The sequence below is a fragment of the Virgisporangium aliadipatigenens genome (assembly GCF_016863615.1).
GTDB lineage: Bacteria > Actinomycetota > Actinomycetes > Mycobacteriales > Micromonosporaceae > Virgisporangium > Virgisporangium aliadipatigenens.
Genome location: NZ_BOPF01000043.1, coordinates 60,279 through 78,994, shown reverse-complemented (window position 1 = coordinate 78,994; position 18,716 = coordinate 60,279). Strand labels below are relative to the sequence as shown.

The 18,716-nt window shown below is 72.0% G+C and carries 15 protein-coding genes; 8 read left to right on the top strand and 7 right to left on the bottom strand.

Going from position 1 to position 18,716, the window contains the following annotated elements; all coding sequences use genetic code 11:
• The first annotated feature begins 46 nt into the window (after positions 1-46).
• The 3 genes from Val02_RS39705 (at position 47) to Val02_RS39695 (ending at position 5,285) form a co-directional block, all read left to right on the top strand.
• On the top strand, positions 47-1,924 hold the full coding sequence (locus Val02_RS39705; protein ID WP_203904485.1) for a hypothetical protein: 1,878 nt from the start codon (positions 47-49) through the stop codon (positions 1,922-1,924).
• Between the two features lie 230 nt (positions 1,925-2,154).
• On the top strand, positions 2,155-4,734 hold the full coding sequence (locus Val02_RS39700) for a bifunctional FO biosynthesis protein CofGH (RefSeq protein ID WP_203904484.1): 2,580 nt from the start codon (positions 2,155-2,157) through the stop codon (positions 4,732-4,734).
• Positions 4,735-5,027: 293 nt separating this feature from the next.
• Entirely contained in the window at positions 5,028-5,285 is a 258-nt protein-coding gene (locus Val02_RS39695; protein WP_203904483.1) for a WhiB family transcriptional regulator, read from the top strand.
• 49 nt (positions 5,286-5,334) lie between these two features.
• Here the strand turns inward: Val02_RS39695 and Val02_RS39690 are convergent, their stop codons facing one another.
• Positions 5,335-5,718 carry a metallopeptidase family protein gene (locus tag Val02_RS39690; protein ID WP_373318022.1) on the bottom strand — a complete coding sequence of 128 codons (384 nt, stop codon included), beginning with the start codon at positions 5,716-5,718 and terminating at the stop codon, positions 5,335-5,337.
• A gap of 229 nt (positions 5,719-5,947) precedes the next feature.
• Between Val02_RS39690 and Val02_RS39685 the strand changes: the two genes are divergently transcribed.
• Positions 5,948-6,292: a DUF3499 domain-containing protein gene (locus tag Val02_RS39685; protein ID WP_203904481.1), complete on the top strand. Its 345-nt coding sequence runs from the start codon at positions 5,948-5,950 to the stop codon at positions 6,290-6,292.
• A 118-nt stretch (positions 6,293-6,410) separates the two neighbouring features.
• On the opposite strand, the gene Val02_RS39680 is transcribed toward Val02_RS39685, so the two are convergent.
• The 4 genes from Val02_RS39680 to Val02_RS39665 all read right to left on the bottom strand — a co-directional run bounded on the left by Val02_RS39680 (position 6,411) and on the right by Val02_RS39665 (position 11,175).
• Positions 6,411-7,772 carry an NAD(P)/FAD-dependent oxidoreductase gene (locus Val02_RS39680; RefSeq protein WP_203904480.1) on the bottom strand — a complete coding sequence of 454 codons (1,362 nt, stop codon included), beginning with the start codon at positions 7,770-7,772 and terminating at the stop codon, positions 6,411-6,413.
• The gene (locus Val02_RS39675) at positions 7,757-9,103 is read right to left on the bottom strand and encodes an aspartate aminotransferase family protein (protein WP_203904479.1); all 1,347 of its coding nucleotides are present in this window, start codon (positions 9,101-9,103) and stop codon (positions 7,757-7,759) included. The genes Val02_RS39680 and Val02_RS39675 overlap by 16 nt, the downstream gene beginning before the upstream one ends.
• The gene (locus Val02_RS39670) at positions 9,100-9,564 is read right to left on the bottom strand and encodes an Lrp/AsnC family transcriptional regulator (protein ID WP_373318021.1); all 465 of its coding nucleotides are present in this window, start codon (positions 9,562-9,564) and stop codon (positions 9,100-9,102) included. Before Val02_RS39670 ends, Val02_RS39675 begins: the two co-directional genes overlap by 4 nt.
• An 81-nt stretch (positions 9,565-9,645) precedes the next feature.
• Positions 9,646-11,175, bottom strand: a complete 1,530-nt coding sequence (locus tag Val02_RS39665; RefSeq protein ID WP_203904477.1) for an APC family permease — start codon at positions 11,173-11,175, stop codon at positions 9,646-9,648.
• A gap of 174 nt (positions 11,176-11,349) precedes the next feature.
• Here Val02_RS39665 and Val02_RS39660 point away from each other — a divergent pair, with 174 nt between their 5' ends.
• Both Val02_RS39660 and Val02_RS39655 read left to right on the top strand, forming a co-directional pair.
• Positions 11,350-12,558 (top strand): saccharopine dehydrogenase family protein, encoded by a 1,209-nt coding sequence (locus Val02_RS39660; RefSeq protein ID WP_203904476.1) that lies wholly within the window; start codon positions 11,350-11,352, stop codon positions 12,556-12,558.
• 123 nt (positions 12,559-12,681) lie between these two features.
• Positions 12,682-12,948 carry a hypothetical protein gene (locus Val02_RS39655; protein WP_203904475.1) on the top strand — a complete coding sequence of 89 codons (267 nt, stop codon included), beginning with the start codon at positions 12,682-12,684 and terminating at the stop codon, positions 12,946-12,948.
• A gap of 7 nt (positions 12,949-12,955) precedes the next feature.
• On the opposite strand, the gene gabT is transcribed toward Val02_RS39655, so the two are convergent.
• Together gabT and Val02_RS39645 are read right to left on the bottom strand one after the other, a co-directional pair.
• The gene (gabT, locus tag Val02_RS39650) at positions 12,956-14,245 is read right to left on the bottom strand and encodes a 4-aminobutyrate--2-oxoglutarate transaminase (protein WP_239153684.1); all 1,290 of its coding nucleotides are present in this window, start codon (positions 14,243-14,245) and stop codon (positions 12,956-12,958) included.
• Positions 14,245-15,681, bottom strand: a complete 1,437-nt coding sequence (locus Val02_RS39645; RefSeq protein ID WP_239153683.1) for a gamma-aminobutyraldehyde dehydrogenase — start codon at positions 15,679-15,681, stop codon at positions 14,245-14,247. Before Val02_RS39645 ends, gabT begins: the two co-directional genes overlap by 1 nt.
• Positions 15,682-15,778: 97 nt before the next feature.
• Between Val02_RS39645 and Val02_RS39640 the strand changes: the two genes are divergently transcribed.
• Entirely contained in the window at positions 15,779-17,203 is a 1,425-nt protein-coding gene (locus Val02_RS39640; RefSeq protein ID WP_203904474.1) for an aldehyde dehydrogenase family protein, read from the top strand.
• 111 nt (positions 17,204-17,314) lie between these two features.
• Positions 17,315-18,694, top strand: coding sequence for a phosphomannomutase/phosphoglucomutase (locus tag Val02_RS39635; protein ID WP_203904473.1), 1,380 nt, complete (start codon positions 17,315-17,317; stop codon positions 18,692-18,694).
• The last annotated feature ends 22 nt before the right edge of the window (positions 18,695-18,716 follow it).

Below are 18,716 nucleotides of genomic sequence, written 5' to 3'. Positions count from 1 at the left end.
GGGATTAGGCTCGCGGGCGACCCGCCGTACGTCCTTTGGGGGACCTGTGACCACCCAGTCCACTGACGTGGCTCCCGCCGTCGCGCAGACGCGACCGCTGCGCGAACTGATCGCATTCGTCCTGCTGGGCGGCAACGGACTGCTGCTCCTACTCGGGTTCGCCCAGTTGCTGATCGTGACAGAGGGTTTCGCCGACGGATTCACCTCGCGGGCCAACACGGGGTTCTACGACTTCGTCGGCCTGGAGAACGTCGTCGCGCCGCTGCTCGCGGTCCTGCTCGCGACCCACATCCGGCCGCCGGTCGCCAAGGGGCGGCTCATCGTCCTGGTGGCCCTGGCCCAGTACGGCGTGTCCGCGTTCTTCGGACTGATCTGCCTCTTCGGCGGATTCGTCTTCGGGGTCGACACGGCGGGCAGCGAGATCCGGCCGGCGCTGGAGCTCCTCATCGTCCGGCTCGTCTCCCTCCTGTGGCTCGGGCTCGTGATCTTCATCGTGGTGCGGGTGTTCCGGTCCTACACGGCGGTGCCGACCGCGCCGATCGGCGGGCAATACGGCTACCCGGCGGGGTACGGCCAGCAGGCGGGGCTGACCACCCAGCAGCAGCAGGCGGTGTACGCGCAGCAGCAGGCGGCGCAGGCGGCTCACCGGCAGGCGTACCAGACCGGGCAGCAGCCGGCGGTCCAGCCGCAGGGCGTTCCGCAGCCCGGCCAGTACCAGCAGCCCACCGCGTGGAACCAGCCGAGCGGCCAGCAGCCGCTGGTGCAGCAGGGGCAGGCGCCGCAGCAGGGTCAGGTGCCGCAGGGGCAGTACCCGCAGCCGGGCACCTTCCCGGCGGCGCAGCAGGGGCAGTACGCGCAGCCGGGCGCGCCGGCCGCGCAGCCCGGCCAGGCCGGTGCGGCCGCCGCGGGTGCGGTGGCGGGCGGCTTCGCCGGTGCCGGATGGCCCGGTGCGGCCCAGACGCCGGGTGCGGCACCCACCTCGGGTGTCCCGGCGGCTGCGCCGGCTCCGGACGCGGCGCCCACGTCGGGCGCGGCCCCGGCGTTCGGGGCGGCCCCGACCTCGGGTGCGGCCACGGGCGAGTCGGCGGCGCCGGTCGGGCTGCAGAAGGCCCCCGAGACGGACACCTCCGGCGCCGCGACCACCGTCTTCCCGACGAGCGGTGCGGGGACGGGTCCGGAGACGCCGCCGGTGACGTCGGCCCCGCCGGTGCCGTCCACGCCGCCGGCCGCGACGGGCTGGCCGTCCCCGCAGTCGGCCCAGCCGGGTGTGGCGGGTGCGGACTGGCCGGCCACCCAGCCGACCTCCCCGGCGGAGACCGCGCCGGCCGCGCCGACCTCCGGGCCGGCCGGGGACGCCACGCCGTGGGCCGGGACCGCCGCGCCGGCTCCCGCCGCCGAGGGCTGGCCGCAGGCCACCACCCCGCCGGCCACTCCCGCCCCACCGACCACCGCCTGGTCCGGCCTGCCGACCACGCAGGCGCCGGAGACCCCGCCGGCCGCGAGCCCGTTCGGGGTCACGCCGGGGCTGCCCAGCACGCCGCCGGCACCCGCGGCGGAGCCGGACGCCGCCGAGACGGAGCAGCGCACGCCGTCGTCGTGGCCGTTCGCGGCACCGGAGAGCGGCAGCGCGGGCACCGACACGCCGGCCGCACCGGAGGCGTCGCCGGCCGACACCCCGGCCGCCGCGCCGGCGTTCCCGCCGCCGACCCCGCCGTTCGGCCCGGCCAACCCGCCGTCCAACCCGGGTGACGAGCCGACGACGCCGGTCAGCGGCGACGAGCCGACCGCACGGGTGGACAGCGGCAGCGACGAGCCGACCGCGCTCATCGCCAGCAACGACGACGACGGCCAGCGCACCCAGGTGATCCGCACCGATCAGCAGCCCGGCGACGAGCAGCCGACGGAGCGGTGGCAATCGAGCTGACCGTCATGGTCATGTGACACATACCGCACGGGCCGGGAGGAGCGATCCTCCCGGCCAACGGCCGGGCCTGCCGCTCATGACGGCCTGTGGCGGACCCAGACGCCGCCTCGCGGCGCCGGCGAGTCGCCCGGATACAACACCGGTATCCGGGCGACTCGCCGTCTGGCGACGCGACGCCTGGGCCTCGCCGCGGCTCGCCATGATCGACAGGCCCGGCCTAGTCTTCATGGGTGATTGACGCACCGGACTCCTCCGCTGTCCGCCGTGCCCTGCGCCGCGCCCGGGACGGGCGGACCCTGGACGCGACCGAGGCCACCGTGCTGCTCGGTGCGCGCGGGGAGGCGCTCGACGAGCTGCTGACGATCGCGGGTGCGATCCGCGACGCCGGCCTCCGCGACGCCGGCCGGCCGGGCGTCGTGACGTTCTCGAAGAAGGTTTTCATCCCGCTGACCCGGCTCTGCCGGGACCGGTGTCACTACTGCACGTTCGCGACGGTGCCGCACCGGCTGCCGGCCGCGTTCCTGGAACGGGACGAGGTCCTCGCGATCGCCGCCGCCGGCGCCGCGCAGGGCTGCAAGGAGGCGCTGTTCACCCTCGGGGACCGCCCGGAGGAACGCTGGACGCAGGCCCGCGAGTGGCTCGACGCGCGCGGCTACGAGTCCACATTGGACTATGTGCGCGCCTGCGCCGTGGCGGTGCTGGAGGAGACCGGCCTGCTGCCGCACCTCAACCCGGGCGTGCTGTCCTGGGCCGACCTGCAGCGCCTCAAGCCCGTCGCGCCGAGCATGGGCATGATGCTGGAGACCACGGCGACCCGCCTGTGGTCGGAGCCGGGCGGCCCGCACTACGGTTCGCCCGACAAGGAACCGGCGCTGCGCCTGCGCGTCCTCGACGACGCCGGCCGGGTCGCGGTGCCGTTCACCACCGGCATCCTCATCGGCATCGGCGAGACGCCGGCCGAACGCGTCGACGCGCTCTTCGCCATCCGCCGCACGGCCCGGGAGTACGGCCACATCCAGGAGGTGATCGTCCAGAACTTCCGCGCCAAGCCGGACACCGCCATGCGCGCGATGCCCGACGCCGAACTGGCCGATCTCGCGGCCACGGTGGCGGTGGCGCGGCTGGTGCTGGGCCCGCGGGTGCGGCTGCAGGCGCCGCCGAACCTGATCGCGGGCGAGTTCGACCTGCTGCTGCGCGCCGGGATCGACGACTGGGGCGGCGTGTCCCCGGTGACGCCCGACCACGTCAACCCGGAACGCCCGTGGCCGCAGATCGACGAGCTGGCGCGGCTCTCCGAGAAGGCCGGCTTCACCCTCCGCGAACGCCTCACCATCTACCCGGATTACGTGCTGCGCGGGGATCCGTGGCTCGACCCGCGCCTGTCCGCGCACGTGCGCGCGCTCAGCGATCCGGCGACCGGCATGGCGGTCGAGGAGGCCCGCCCGGTGGGCCTGCCGTGGCAGGAACCGGACGGCGGCTTCGCGTCGACCGGCCGCACCGACCTGCACGAGAGCATCGACACGACCGGGCGCACCGGGGACCGGCGCGGCGACTTCGACAGCGTCTACGGCGACTGGTCGCTGGTCGCGGAGGACGCCGCCCGCACGTCCGCGCCCGCCGGCACGGAGGCCGACGCGCACAGCCCCGGGCCCGCCGCCCGAAGCGGCGCCGCGCAAAGCCCGGCCGCCGGTGTCCCGAGGCTCGACGCCGAGACGAGAGCCGCACTGGCCCTCGCCGACACCGACCCCGCCGCCCTGCTCGACCCGTCCCACGAGGCGAAGGCGATGGCGCTGTTCACGGCCGAAGGCCCGGCCCTGGACGCGCTCGCGGCGATCGCCGACCGGCTCCGCGCGGAGGCCGTCGGCGACGACGTCACCTACGTCGTCAACCGCAACATCAACTTCTCGAACGTCTGCTACGTCGGCTGCCGCTTCTGCGCGTTCGCCCAACGGGAACGGGACGCCGACGCCTACCGGCTCTCCGTCGAGGAGGTCGCCGACCGGGCCGAGGAGGCCTGGCGGCTCGGCGCCACGGAGGTCTGCATCCAGGGCGGCATCGATCCGAAGCTGCCGGTGAGCGTCTACCCCGAACTCGTGCGCGCCATCAAGGCCCGGGTGCCCCGGTTGCACGTCCACGCGTTCAGCCCGATGGAGATCGCGACGGCGAGCGCGAAGGCCGGTGTGTCGATCCGGGAGTGGCTGACCGGCCTGCGGGAGGCGGGCCTCGACACGATTCCCGGCACCGCGGCCGAGATCCTCGACGACGACGTGCGCTGGGTGCTGACGAAGGGCAAGCTGCCGACGGCCACCTGGGTCGAGGTCGTGACGACGGCGCACGAGGTGGGGCTGCGTTCGAGCGCGACGATGATGTACGGCCACGTCGACTCGCCCCGGCACTGGTTGACGCACCTGCGGGTGCTGGCCGGGATCCAGGATCGGACCGGCGGTCTGACGGAGTTCGTGGCGCTGCCTTTCGTGCACACGAACGCGCCGATCTATCTGGCCGGGGTGGCCCGCCCGGGGCCGACGATGCGGGACAACCGCGCGGTGCACGCGATGGCCCGGGTGCTGTTGCACGGCCGCGTCGCGAACATCCAGTGTTCCTGGGTGAAGCTCGGCGACGAGGGCACGGTGACGATGCTCCGCGGCGGCGCGAACGACCTCGGCGGCACGCTGATGGAGGAGACGATCTCCCGGATGGCGGGCTCCGCACACGGTTCGGCACGGACGGTCGAGCAGCTCACGGCCGTTGCCGCGAAGGCCGGACGGCGGGCGCGGCAGCGTAACACTGTGTATAGCGCGGCAGGCTGAGACGGGTTTCCGATTGGCACCCGTAACCCCGGGCGGGCCTCGCTCGATGATGGTATGAGCCACTCCGGGGAAACCCTGGCAACCGCGCCCATTTAGCAGGTTCGGCTTGACGGGTCACGCATTACACGCGTGTAATTTCACCGGGGGGGTCGGAAAGGCGCGGGTCATACCCGTTCTGATCGGACCTTTGTGGACACCACGCCACCGCGAACAACGGGAACTTGAATCGCAAGGGCCTTCCGCGTGGGGGGTTGCACCGACACCGTTCGGTGCGCATTAAGGAGGCACGCTGGATGGACGGCCAGGTCGTCGTGGCCGATCTGCTTGGTGACGCACCGGAGTGGCAAGAGCGCGCCCTGTGCGCTCAGACGGACCCGGAGGCGTTCTTTCCCGAGAAGGGTGGGTCCACCCGGGAGGCCAAGCGGATCTGCTCGCGCTGTGAGGTACGTGCCGAATGCCTGGAGTACGCGCTCGGACAGGATGAGCGCTTCGGCATCTGGGGCGGGCTCTCGGAGCGCGAACGCCGCAAGTTGAAGCGCCGCGCCGCGTAACGGCGCGCACCGTACGGATGAGCCCCCGGGTACCCCAGCACCCGGGGGCTCATTCGTCCAGGTCGTCGGGCGACACGCCCAGCAGGTTGGCCACCTGCTCCACGATCACGTCGTGCACCAGGTCGGCCAGGTCGTCCCGGTCCGCGGCCCGCAGCTCCAACGGCCGCCGGTACAGCACGATCCGCGGCGGCAGGGCCTGTCGCCCAGGCCGTCCCGGCAGCAGTCGCGCCAGCGGCACCTCGCCGTCCTCGAGCACGTCGGAGTCGTAGACGTTGAGGTCCGGCGGCACGTCCTCGACCGCGAACTCCACCCCGGCCAGCTCGCCGGCGAAGCGCCGCTCGAGCTCCTCGACCGCGTCGAGCACGAGATCGTCGAAGATCTCCGCCCGGGTCCGGGCCATCGGGACGGAGGCGGGCACGAGCCGGCCGCGCATTCCCCGGCCGTGCCGGTCGCGGGCGCGGCGACCGGGCCCTGCGCGACGGCTGTCCGGAGTGCTCACCCGGTCAGCGTAGCCGCGCGAACGCCGCTCACCGGAGTCGAAGCGCCGAACGGCGCCCGAGTCTGGTAACAACCCGATTGCGACCCGCGGCGGGGCGCTGTGAAACGGCGTGTCGCGGGGCTATCCGGCGGCACGAAAGGCGTCGGAGCGATACCGTTCGGCCGTGAGGTCACCACGGCGCTGCTCCCGCAACGGTTGCCCCCGCACGCCGGTTGCGACCCTGACCTACGTCTACGCCGATTCGACCGCCGTCGTCGGCCCACTGGCCGTGCACGCCGAGCCTCACACCTACGACCTCTGCGAGCAGCACGCCCGAGGCCTGACCGCCCCCCGCGGCTGGGAGGTCGTCCGCTACGAGGGCGAGTACGAGCCGCCGCCGCCGAGCAGCGACGACCTGGTCGCCCTCGCCGACGCCGTCCGCGAGGCGGCACGTCCGGCCCAGCGCGTCCCCGACGACACCGCGTCCACAGGCCGCCGCGGCCATCTTCGCGTGATTCCGCCCGCCTGAAGATCAAGTGCTTCAGGTCGCACGTCCGTCGGGGGCGTGACCGTAGTTCCCAGCCGCACCGCTCCGGGTCGCTCCGCCTTCGGCGTGATCGACCGCTCCGCTGCCACGCTCGCGGGCACTAAGAGCCCAGGAACCGGCCCAGCAGCGCCGCGCGTCTCGAGGGCCGGTCGGTCTTCTCCTCCGCGGCGTCGGCCGCCGTCATGGCCTTCAGGACGGCGTTCACGGCCAGCCAGCGCAACGGCTCCGGCTCCCAGCGCGGGGACCGATGGCCCACCCAGGGCAGGCGCGTCAGGTCGGACGAGCGGCCGGTGATCAGGTCCGCCAGGGTGCGGCCGGCGAGGTTGCTGGTCGTGACGCCGTCGCCGACGTAGCCGCCCGCCCGGGCCAGGCCCGTGGCGCGGTCGAAGTCCACCGACGCCGTCCAGTCCCGGGGCACACCCAGCGGGCCGCCCCAGCGGTGCGTCGGCGACACCTCGTCCAGCACCGGGAAGAGGTCGACCAGGACGCGCCGCAGTTCGGCGAAGACGCGCGGCTCGTGGTCGTGCTCGGGGCGCACGCGCGACCCGAAATGGTACGGCGCGCCGCGCCCGCCGAACGCCAGCCGCCCGTCCACGGTCCGCTGGCCGTAGACGATGAGGTGCCGGTAGTCGGTGAACGTCTCGCACCCGGCCAGCCCGATCGCGGACCACACGTCGTCGGGCAGCGGCGGCGTGGCGATCATCAACGAGTACACCGGCGCCACGGCGCGCCGCAGCCCGGGTAGGCCCGGCGTGTACCCCTCGGTGGCGCGCACCACCACCGGCGCGCGCACCTCGCCGCCGGTCGTGACCACGCGGCCGGGCGCGATGCGGAGCGCGCGGGTGCGTTCGTACACGGCGACGCCGCGGGCGGCGACCACTGTGGACAGTCCGCGCACCAGCCGGCCCGGGTGGATCCGTGCGCAGTGCGGCGTGAACGTGCCGCCCAGCACTCCCGTGGCGGCGCACCGCGCGGCGGCCTCGCCGGCCGACAGCGACGTCACCCCGAGCCCGTACCCGGCGGCCTCGGCCACCTCCGCCCGCGCCCGTTCGAGCTGCGGGGTCGTGCGCGCCAGCGACACCGTGCCGCCCTTGACGAACCCGCAGTCGATACCCTCCACAGTGGACACCCGCCCGACCTCGTCCACGCTCTCCCGCATCGCCGCGTACAGCGCGACCGCCGCGTCCCGGCCGTACCGGCGGGCGATCGACGAGGGCGAAGCCGGAAACAGCGCGGAGCACCAGCCCCCGTTGCGCCCCGACGCCCCGAATCCGCAGCGAGCGGCCTCCAGCACGGCGATCCGCAGGGCGGGATCGGCGGTCGAGAGGTAGTAGGCCGTCCACAGCCCCGTGTAGCCGCCGCCGACGATCGCCACGTCGGCCTCGATGTCCCGGTCGAGCGCCGGCCGCTCCGGAACGTCCACAGTGGACGCCCACAGGGGGCCGGTCAGATCCGGTTCCACGCCTCGGTCAGCACCGTGCGGAGAACCCGTTCGATCTCGGCGAAGTGCTCCTCGGTGCAGATCAGCGGGGAAGCGAGCTGCACGACGGGATCGCCGCGATCGTCGGCCCGGCAGTAGAGGCCGGCGTCGAAGAGCGCCTTCGACAGGAAGCCGCGCAGCAGCCGTTCGGACTCCTCGTCGTTGAACGTCTCCTTGGTGGCCTTGTCCTTCACCAGTTCGATGCCGAAGAAGTACCCGTCGCCGCGCACCTCGCCGACGATCGGCAGGTCGTTCAGGCGTTCCAGATAGGAGCGGAACGTGCCGGTGTTGGCCCGGACGTGCGCGAGCAGCTGTTCCCGTTCGAACAGATCGAGATTGGCGAGCGCGACGGCCGCGCCCACGGGATGACCTCCGTACGTGATCCCGTGGGTGAAGCTCGTGGTCCCCTCCCGGAACGGCGCGGCCAGCCGGTCCGACGCGATCATCGCCCCCAGCGGCACATACCCGCTGGTGAGGCCCTTGGCCACGGTGATGATGTCCGGCTGGTAGCCGTAGCGGTCGGCGCCGAAGTACTCGCCGAGCCGGCCGAACGCGCAGATCACCTCGTCGGAGACGAGCAGCACGTCGTAGCGGTCGCAGATCTCGCGCACCCGCTGGAAGTAGCCGGGCGGCGGGGGGAAGCAGCCGCCGGAGTTCTGCACCGGTTCGAGGAAGACGGCCGCGACGGTCTCGGGTCCCTCGAACTCGATCGCCTCGGCGATGCGGTCGGCAGCCCAGACGCCGAACTCCTCGGGCGTGTCGCCGGAACCGGGCGGGCGGCGGTAGAAGTTGGTGTTCGGCACCCGCATGGTCGACGGGACCAGCGGCTCGAAGTCCTGCTTCAGCGCCGGCAGGCCGGTGATCGACAGCGCGCCCATGGAGGTGCCGTGGTAGGCGATCGAACGCGAGATCGCCTTGTGCTTCAACGGTTTTCCGGTCTTCCTGAAGTAGGCGCGGGCCAACTTCCACGCACTCTCGACCGCTTCCGAGCCGCCGGCCGTGAAGAAGACGTTGTTGAGGTCGCCGGGGGTGAGGGTGGCGAGCCGCTCGGCCAGCTCGATCGCCTTGGGGTGGGCGTAGGACCAGATGGGGAAGTAGGCCAGCTCGGCCGCCTGCTTGGACATGGCGTTGGCCAGCTCTTCGCGGCCGTGGCCGACCTGCACGACGAACAGGCCGGAGAGCCCGTCGAGGTAGCGCTTGCCGGCGGTGTCCCAGATGTAGGGCCCCTCGGCGCGGGCGATCACCGGCGGCGGCGTGTCCTTGTAGGCGCCGAGCCGGGAGAAGTGCATCCAGAGATGTTCATGAGCGCTCATCTGGTCCCCCAGGCGTACGTTTGCTTGGCCAATTTCAGGTAGACGAACGTCTCCGTCGACACCACGCCCGGCACCGACCGGATCGCGTCGTTGAGCAGGTCCAGGAGATGGTCGTCGTCGGTGCAGACCAGTTCGACGAGGATGTCGAACCCGCCCGCGCACAGCACGACGTAGTCGATCTCGGAGACCGCGGCGAGCGCGTCGGCGACCTTGCGCAGGTCCCCCTGGGCCTTGATGCCGATCATCACCTGGCGCTTGAAGCCCACCGTCAACGGGTCGGTGACCGCCACGATCTGCATGACGCCGCCGTCGAGGAGGCGCTGCACCCGCTGGCGCACCGCCGCCTCGGAGAGCCCGACCACCTTCGCGAGCGCGGCGTAGGACATCCGGCCGTCGTGCTGCAACCGCTCGATGATCTGCTTGTTGACGTCGTCAAGGACGGGCTCCGTCACGCTACCGATCCTTACTCAATAAGCGCCGAGGCGCAATGGATTCCGTCGGGGAGTGGCCATTGCGCCTCGGATTCCGAAGAACTCGCTGAGTTAAGGCTGGGCCTCGACCTCGCTGCCCGGGACGTACTCCCCGCGGAAGTAGGCCGGGCGCAGGATATTCCAGACGACCATGAACACGATCCCGAGGAGCAGGGATCCGATACCCATCACGAACGCCCCGGCGACCCCGAACAGGTTCGTCTCCGACTCGCCGGTGTACAGGTTGTACCCGGTGGTGAAGAACGCCGCGAAGAGGAGCAGCCCGCCGATCAGCGGCAGCACGATCTTCTGCAGCATCTCCTTGGGAGTGCCCGCCTCCTTGCGGAAGAACCACGCCGACGCGAGCCCGGTCGTCCCGTAGTAGAACGCGATCAGGAACCCGAGGGCGCCGATGACGTCGGTGAGCAGCACTCCCTCGTTCAGGGTCGACAGCAGCACGAAGAAGATCGTCGCCACGATGCCCACCGTCCACGTCGAGAAGCTCGGCGTCTGGAACCGCGGGTGCACGTGCGCGAACCGGTCCGGCAGCGCCTTGTTGACCGCCATCGACAGGCTCGAACGGGCGGCCGGCAGGATCGTCGTCTGCGCCGACGCGGCCGCCGACGAGATGACCGCCAGCAGCAGGATCTTGCCGAACGTGTGCCCGAACACCGCCTCCGAGATGGGTGACAGCGGGTCGTCCACCGACTCCGGGTTGTTCAGCCCGACGCCCTCGGTGCCGACGCCGGCGTACGCCACGGCCGCCATCGTCACGAGCACGTACGTCGTCACCAGCAACAGCGTGGAGATGACGGCCGAACGCCCGGGCGTGACGGTGGAGTTCTCCGTCTCCTCGTTGGTGGAGACCGCGGTGTCCCAGCCCCAGTAGGCGAAGATCGCCACGAGCACACCCGCCGACAGCGCCGACCACGTCAGATCCTGGAACGGGTTGAACCAGCTCAGGCTGATCGGTTCGGACCCCTCGGCGGCGTTGTCGGTGAAGACCGCGCCGAACGCCAGCACCGCGAAGATGAGCAGCACCACCATCTCGATGGCGAGCAGCGCCATCTGGAGCTTGGCCGACAGCTCGATGCCCCGGTACGCGACGTACGTCATCGCGATCAGCCACACCGTGCCGACGCCGGCCACCGCGAGCACGTTGTCGGCCAGGCCGTCCAGCCCGAAGATCAGGAACGTGTAGATGCCGGCGATCTGCGCCAGGTTGGCCAGCACGATGATCTGCGCGACGATCGCCGCCCACCCGGACATCCAGCCGGTGTGCGGCCCGAACGCCCGCGCACCCCAGGTGAAGTTGGTGCCGCAGTCGGGGATCCGCGAGTTCAGCGCCTTGAACGCGTACGAGATGAACAGGATCGGGACGAACGCCAGCAACATGATCAGCGGCGCCTTGACGCCCACCTCGCCGGAGACATAACCCAGGGAGGCGGCGAGGCTGTACGCCGGTGCCGTCGAGGCGATGCCGATGACGACGCTCGCGAGCAGGCCGAGCGCGCCCTTGCGCAGGCCCTTGGATCCGGCCTCGGGTCGGCCGTCCGGAGCGGAGGGTGCCGAACTGGCCGGCGGTGGAGCGGAAACGGTCATGTCGATCCTCGCCAGGGGAGAGAGAGATCGGGGAGGGGTTGCCGCGCGGGAGTCGGCACGTTAGGCAGCTTGCTGCGTTTATCGCAGGTTCGCGGTCCCTTGACAAGGGTTTCCGTAGCAGGAAACCTGCTGTTAGCACGGTTTCAGTCATGTTGCGAAGGGTCGTGCCACGTCATGCGCATTCTGCAGGTCGGTGCCGGAGGCGTGGGATCCGCAGCCGCCGCGATCTTTTCCCGCCGCTCCTTCTTCGACCACGTCGTCGTCGCGGACTACTCGATGGAACGTGCGTCAGCGGCCGCCGCGCTGGACGATCGCTTCTCGGCGACGCGCATCGACGCGTCGTCGGCGGAGGCCGTCACGGCACTGTGCCGGGAGCACGGCATCACGCACGTGTTCAACGCCGTCGATCCGCGGTTCGTCATGCCGATCTTCGACGGCGCGCTGGCGGCCGGCGCGGACTACCTCGACATGGCGATGTCCCTGTCGAAGCCGCATCCGGACGAGCCGTACGCGCGCACCGGGGTCCGCCTCGGCGACGAGCAGTTCGCCGCCGCGGAGAAGTGGGCGCGGGCCGGCCGGCTGGCGCTGCTCGGCATCGGCGTGGAGCCCGGCCTCTCCGACGTCTTCGCGCGGTACGCCGCCGACGAGCTGTTCGGCGAGATCGACGAGATCGGTGTGCGCGACGGGGCCAACCTCGTGGTCGACGGCTACGACTTCGCGCCGTCGTTCTCCATCTGGACGACGATCGAGGAGTGCCTCAACCCGCCGGTGATCTGGGAGGAGGGGCGCGGCTGGTACACGACCGAGCCGTTCTCCGAGCCGGAGGTGTTCGACTTCCCCGACGGCATCGGCCCGGTCGAGTGCGTCAACGTCGAGCACGAGGAGGTGCTGCTGATCCCGCGCTGGGTCAAGGCCAAGCGGGTGACGTTCAAGTACGGGCTGGGGGCCGAGTTCATCGACGTGCTGCGCACGCTGCACAAGCTCGGGCTCGACTCGACCCGGCCGGTGCGCGTGGGCGGCGTCGAGGTGGCCCCGCGCGACGTGGTGGCCGCGTGCCTGCCCGACCCCGCGGGCCTCGGCGACCGCATGAGCGGCAAGACGTGCGCCGGCACCTGGGTCAAGGGAACGGGCAAGGACGGCCGCCCGCGCGAGGTGTACCTGTATCACGTCGTCGACAACGCCTGGTCGATGCGGGAGTTCGGCGCGCAGGCGGTCGTCTGGCAGACGGCGGTCAACCCGGTCGTGGCGCTGGAACTGCTGGCGCGCGGCACCTGGTCCGGCACGGGTGTGCTGGGGCCGGAGGCGTTCGCGCCGCGCCCGTTCCTGGACCTGCTGAACGAGTACGGCGCGCCGTGGGGGCTGCGCGAGAGCCCGATTGTGTGATTTGCCCGTAATCGGGCGATACTGAGCCATAATTGAGTGCCTGTGGCATGTTTGAACGATCGGTCCATGGGGAAGCGCCGATGCCCCGGCGGCGTCCCGTCCGGGTGACAGGGGGTCCTGACGGTGGCATACGTAAATCCCGACAGCGCACTGGTCCAGGCAGCAGACGATCTGCTGGTCAAGCACGTCGCCGCGCAACCCGGCGGTCCCTGCGTCAGCTGCGGCCAGGTGAGCCCGTGCGCCTCCGCCCGCAACGCCGCGGAGGTCCGTCGCGCCGCCGGCCTGACCGCCGTACCCGGGGCCCCGGTAAGCGCGCCTCCCACGAACGCCGGCGCCTTCGCCCCGTCCGGCGCCACCTCCTCCCGCCGCCTGACCCTCGAAAAGGCCTGAGCGCCCGTCAGAGTCCTGCGGCGGCCTCCGCCAGGACGGCCAGGCCGCGGTCGAGGGTGTCCGGGGGGATGACCAGCGGGGGGAGCAGGCGGATCACGTTGGCGTAGGTGCCGCAGCTGAGGACCAGCAGGCCGGCCTCGTGGCAGGCCTTCGCCAGCGCCGCCGTCCGCGCCGGGTCCGGCGTCGGGCCGTTCGGGCCCACCGAGTCCGGGTGCGTCACCTCCAGGGCGAGCATCGCGCCGCGGCCGCGCACCTCGGCGATCCACGGGTACCGGGCGGCCAGCTCCGTCAGGCGCGGCAGCGCTAACGCCGCGATCCGCTGCGCCGCCGCGCACAGGTCCAGTTCGCGCATCGTCTCGACGGTGGCCAGCGCGGCCGCGCACGCGACCGGGTTGCCGCCGTACGTGCCGCCGAGCCCGCCGACGTGCACCGCGTCCATGATCTCCGCGCGGCCGGTCACGCCGGCCAGCGGCAGCCCGCCGGCCATCCCCTTGGCGGTCGTCACCAGGTCCGGTTCGACCGACTCGTGCGCGGACGCGAACCACGCCCCGGTCCGGCAGAACCCGGTCTGGATCTCGTCGGCGATGTAGACCGCGCCGATCGACCGTGCCCAGGCGGCCAGCTCCGGCAGGAAACCCGGCGCCGGTACGACGAACCCGCCCTCGCCCTGGATCGGTTCGATCAGCACGGCCGCCACGTTGTCCACCCCGACCTGCGTGGTGATCGCGTCGATGGCGCGTGCCGCGGCAGCCGAACCGGAGAGCCCGCCGTCGCGCAGCGGGTACGACATCGGCGCCCGGTACACCTCCCCGGCGAACGGCCCGAACCGGTGCTTGTACGGCATGTTCTTGGCGGTGAGCGCCATCGTCAGGTTGGTGCGCCCGTGGTAGGCGTGCTCGAACACCACAACGGCCGGCCGACCCGTCGCGTGCCGAGCGATCTTGACGGCGTTCTCGACGGCCTCGGCGCCTGAGTTGAAGAGCGCGGACCGCTTGTCGAAGTCGCCGGGCACGAGGGAATTCAGGGCCTCGCAGACCGCGACGTACCCCTCGTACGGCGCGACCATGAAGCAGGTGTGCGTGAAGCGGCCGACCTGTTCGCGGACCGCCTCCACCACCCGTGGCGCGGCGTTGCCGACCGAGGTGACCGCGATGCCGGCCGCGAAGTCGATCCACTCCCGCCCGTCGACGTCGACGATCGTGCCGCCCGACGCACTGTCCACATAGGACGAGATGACGCTCCCGACGCCACGGGCGACCGCGGCCGAGCGCCGCGCGGCCAGCGACCCGGAGTCCACTACGCCCCCAGGTAGTGCATGACGTGCTTGACCCGGGTGTAGTCCTCGAACCCGTACACCGACAGGTCCTTGCCGTGCCCCGACCGCTTGAACCCGCCGTGCGGCATCTCGGCGACCAGCGGGATGTGGCAGTTGACCCACACGCAGCCGAAGTCCAGCCGCTGCGTCATGCGCATCGCGCGGCCGTGGTCCCGGGTGAAGACCGACGAGGCCAGGCCGTACTCGACGCCGTTCGCCCAGCGGACCGCCTCGTCCTCGTCGGTGAAGCGCTGCACGGTGATCACCGGCCCGAAGATCTCGTCCTGGATCGCCTCGTCCTCCTGGCGCAGGCCGGAGACGACCGTGGGCGCGTAGAAGAAGCCGCGGTCGCCGACCCGTTCGCCGCCGACGGCGAGGGACGCGTGATCGGGCAGCCGGTCGACGAAGCCCGACACCCGCGCGAACTGGTTGCCGTTGTTGAGCGGGCCGTACGCCACGTCCTCGTCGTCGGGTGCGCCGACCTTGGTGCCGCGCGCCTGTTCGGCCAGGGCGGCGACGATGTCGTCGTGGATGCCGGGCGCGGCGAGCACCCGCGTCGCGGCGGTGCAGTCCTGGCCGGCGTTGAAGTAGCCGCCCACCGCGATCGCCTCGGCCGCCACCGCCAGGTCGGCGTCGTCGAAGACCACCACCGGGGCCTTGCCGCCGAGTTCGAGGTGGGTGCGCTTGAGACCCGACCCGGCCGCCGTCGCGACCTCCCGGCCCGCCCGGGTCGATCCCGTGATCGATACCAGCTGGGGAACGTCATGAGCCACCACCGCGCGCCCGGTCTCCCGATCGCCGCAGACCACGTTGAGGACGCCCGGCGGGAGGAACTCGGCGGCGATCTCGGCCAGCAGGAGGGTCGACGCCGGTGTGGTGTCGCTCGGCTTGAGGACGACCGTGTTCCCGGCCGCCAGCGCGGGAGCGATCTTCCAGATGGCCATCATGAACGGGTAGTTCCACGGCGTGACCTGCCCGACGACGCCGATCGGTTCGCGGCGCACGTAGCTCTCGTAGCCCGCCATGTACTGCCCGGCCGAACGCCCTTCCAGCAGCCGCGCCGCCCCGGCGAAGAAGCGCAGCTGGTCGACGGCGGGCGGCAGTTCCTCGGACGTGGTGAGCGCGCGGGGCTTGCCGGTGTTGCGCACCTCGACGTCGACCACCTCGTCCGCACGGCTCTCCAACGCGTCGGCGAGCTTGAGCAGGGCGCGCTGGCGCTCGGCCGGGGTCGTGCCGCCCCAGCTCTCGAACGCCGTCGCCGCGGCGCGCATGGCGTCGTCGACGTCGGCGGCGCTCGACACGGGTGCGGCCGCCCATACCTCCCCGGTGGTGGGATCGACCAGGTCGGCGTACCCGCCCTCGGTCGGCTCGACGTGTTTGCCGTTGACGAAGTTGCGCAGCACCTGCTTGTCGGCCATGGGGACTCCCATCCTCGGGTTGCTGGCATTCTTTCGATCGAATCCGTCGCGGACAAGGTCTGTCGCCACTGTTTCCGCAGGGCATAGCCTGTGTTTCATGGTGGTGACCCCGTTCTACGTGGCCGGTGCTCCCGAGACGAGCGACGACGTGCTGACCGTGCGCCATCCCGGCGACGGGCGGGAGGTGGGGCGCACCGCCCACGCCACACCGGAGCAGGTCGACCGTGCGCTCGACGCGGCGGTCGAGGCCGCGAAGGAGTCCCTGCCGGCGCACGCGCGGGCCGCCGCGCTCGACGCGGTGAGCCGTTCCCTGGCCGAGCGCGCCGACGCGGTCGCCCGCCTCATCACCGGGGAGAACGGCAAGCCGCTCAAGTGGGCCCGCGCCGAGGTGGGCCGGGCGGTGTCGACGTTCCGCTGGGCGGCGGAGGAGGCGCGCCGCTTCTCCGGCGAACTCCAGCGGCTGGACACCGACCCGGCCGCCACGGGGCGCATCGCGCTGGTGCGGCGGGTGCCGCGCGGGCCCGTGCTCGGCATCAGCCCGTTCAACTTCCCGCTGAACCTGGTGGCGCACAAGGTCGCCCCGGCGATCGCGGTCGGGGCGCCGATCGTTCTCAAACCGGCGCCGGCCACCCCGCTCTCGGCGCTGCTCCTGGGAGAGATCCTCGCGGGGACCGACCTGCCGGCCGGGATGTTCTCGATCCTGCCGGTGCCGAACGACCGCGCCCCCGGCCTGGTCGCCGACCCGCGGCTGCCGGTGGTGTCGTTCACCGGCTCCGGGCCGGTGGGCTGGCAGATCCGCGACGCCGTCCCGCGTAAGCACGTCACCCTCGAACTGGGCGGCAACGCCGCGGCGGTGGTCTGCGCGGACTGGACGGACTTCGAGTGGGCGGCGAGCCGCATCGCGACGTTCTCGAACTACCAGGCGGGGCAGAGCTGCATCGCCGTGCAGCGGGTGCTGATCCACGCCGCGTCCTACGACACGCTGGCCGCGCTGATCACCGAGAAGGTGCGCGGGCTGAAGGACGGCGACCCGTTCGACGAGGAGACCGAGGTCGGCCCGATGATCAGTGCGGCCGCCGCGGAACGGGTGGAGGCCTGGGTGGCGGAGGCCGTCGCCGCCGGCGCGAAGGTGCTCACCGGTGGGACCCGCGACGGTGCGCGCTTCGCCCCGACGGTGCTCGCCGACGTGCCGCCCGAGGCGAAGGCGTGGTCCGAGGAGGTCTTCGGGCCGGTGCTCGCACTGTCCCGCGTCGGTTCCGACGATGAGGCGTTCGACCAGGTCAACGCCTCGGAGTACGGCCTGCAGGCGGGGGTCTTCACGCGGGACGTCACGGTCGCCTTCCGCGCGGCGCGGGACCTGAAGGTCGGCGGCGTGATCGTCGGCGACGTGCCCAGCTACCGCGCGGACCAGATGCCCTACGGCGGCACCAAGGGCAGCGGCGTCGGCCGCGAGGGGCTGCGCAGCGCCATGGACGACTACACCGAACCGCGCACCCTGGTCCTCACCGGCCTCGCCCTCTAGCGAGCCTGCCCGGCGGAGGACTCACCGGAGCACTAGGCTGCTTGACGTTGCAAGCGTGCGCTGGTGTGGCCGCCGCCCTGCCAGCCGGTGACCCAGAAGGAGCGCGGGCCAGTGTCCGACCTCACCCGGATCGTCAAGGCGTATGACGTGCGGGGCACCGTCCCCGACCAGATCAACGAGGGGGTGGCAGAGGCGATCGGCGCCGCGTTCGTGCAGACGCTCGGACCGGACACCGACCGGATCGTCGTCGCGCACGACATGCGCGAGTCGTCGCCGGGCCTGACCGAGGCGTTCGCCCGGGGTGCCCGGGCCGCCGGCGTCGATGTGATCAATGCCGGCCTCGGCTCGACCGACCTGCTGTACTACGCCTCGGGTTCGCTCGACCTGCCCGGTGCGATGTTCACGGCGAGCCACAACCCCGCCCAGTACAACGGCATCAAGATGTGCCGCTCCGGCGCCAAGCCGATCGGCCAGGACACGGGACTCGCGGAGATCCGCGACCGGGCGCAGGCCATCCTGGACGGCAAGCCGGCGACGGCCGACCGCCAGGGTTCGATCGAGACCCGGGACGTGCTCGTCGAGTACGCGCGCCACCTGCGCACCCTGGTCGACCTGTCCGGCATCCGGCGGCTCAAGGTCGTCGTCGACGCGGGCAACGGCATGGCGGGCTACACCGTTCCGGCCGTGCTGGGCGACAGCAAGCTCGACCCGCTGCCCCTGGAGATCGTGCCGCTCTACTTCGAGTTGGACGGGTCGTTCCCCAACCACGAGGCCAACCCGCTGGAGCCGGCCAACCTGGTCGACCTGCAGGCCGCCGTCCGCGAGCACGGCGCCGACATCGGGCTCGCCTTCGACGGCGACGCCGACCGCTGCTTCGTCGTGGACGAGCTTGGCGAGCCGGTGTCGCCGTCCGCCGTCACCGCCCTGGTGGCTGTGCGGGAACTGGCGAAGCACCCCGGTTCGACCGTCATCCACAACCTGATCACCTCCCACGCCGTGCCGGAGATCGTGTCGGAGAACGGGGGCACGCCGGTGCGCACGCGCGTCGGGCACTCGTTCATCAAGGCGGAGATGGCCAGCACCGGTGCCGTCTTCGGCGGCGAACACTCGGCGCACTACTACTTCCGCGACTTCTGGGGCGCCGACACCGGCATGCTCGCCGCGATGCACGTGCTCGCCGCGCTGGGGGAGCAGGGGCTGCCGCTGTCGCACCTGGCCCGCGAGTACTCCCGCTACGCGGCCTCGGGCGAGATCAACTCCACGGTGTCGGACCAGGCGGGGCGCATGGCGGCCGTCGAGTCGCAGTTCCAGGGAAGGGACGGGGTGAGCATCGACCACCTGGACGGGCTCACGATCGTCCTGCCCGACGGAAGCTGGGCCAACCTGCGGCCGTCCAACACCGAGCCGCTGCTGCGCCTCAACGTCGAGGGCGCGACGGAGGCCGAGATGGCGAGCCTGCGCGACGAGATCCTCGCCCTCGTCCGCGCCTGAACCGCAGGTATATAAGGAGAAA

What these genes read in the sequence shown, in the direction of transcription:
- Val02_RS39695 (WP_203904483.1), top strand. Translation starts at nt 5,028, where the DNA reads ATGGACGGCCAGGTCGTCGTGGCCGATCTGCTTGGTGACGCACCGGAG.
- Val02_RS39690 (WP_373318022.1), bottom strand. Translation starts at nt 5,718, where the DNA reads ATGCGCGGCCGGCTCGTGCCCGCCTCCGTCCCGATGGCCCGGACCCGG.
- Val02_RS39675 (WP_203904479.1), bottom strand. Translation starts at nt 9,103, where the DNA reads ATGAGCGCTCATGAACATCTCTGGATGCACTTCTCCCGGCTCGGCGCC.
- Val02_RS39665 (WP_203904477.1), bottom strand. Translation starts at nt 11,175, where the DNA reads ATGACCGTTTCCGCTCCACCGCCGGCCAGTTCGGCACCCTCCGCTCCG.
- Val02_RS39660 (WP_203904476.1), top strand. Translation starts at nt 11,350, where the DNA reads ATGCGCATTCTGCAGGTCGGTGCCGGAGGCGTGGGATCCGCAGCCGCC.
- Val02_RS39645 (WP_239153683.1), bottom strand. Translation starts at nt 15,681, where the DNA reads ATGGCCGACAAGCAGGTGCTGCGCAACTTCGTCAACGGCAAACACGTC.
- Val02_RS39640 (WP_203904474.1), top strand. Translation starts at nt 15,779, where the DNA reads ATGGTGGTGACCCCGTTCTACGTGGCCGGTGCTCCCGAGACGAGCGAC.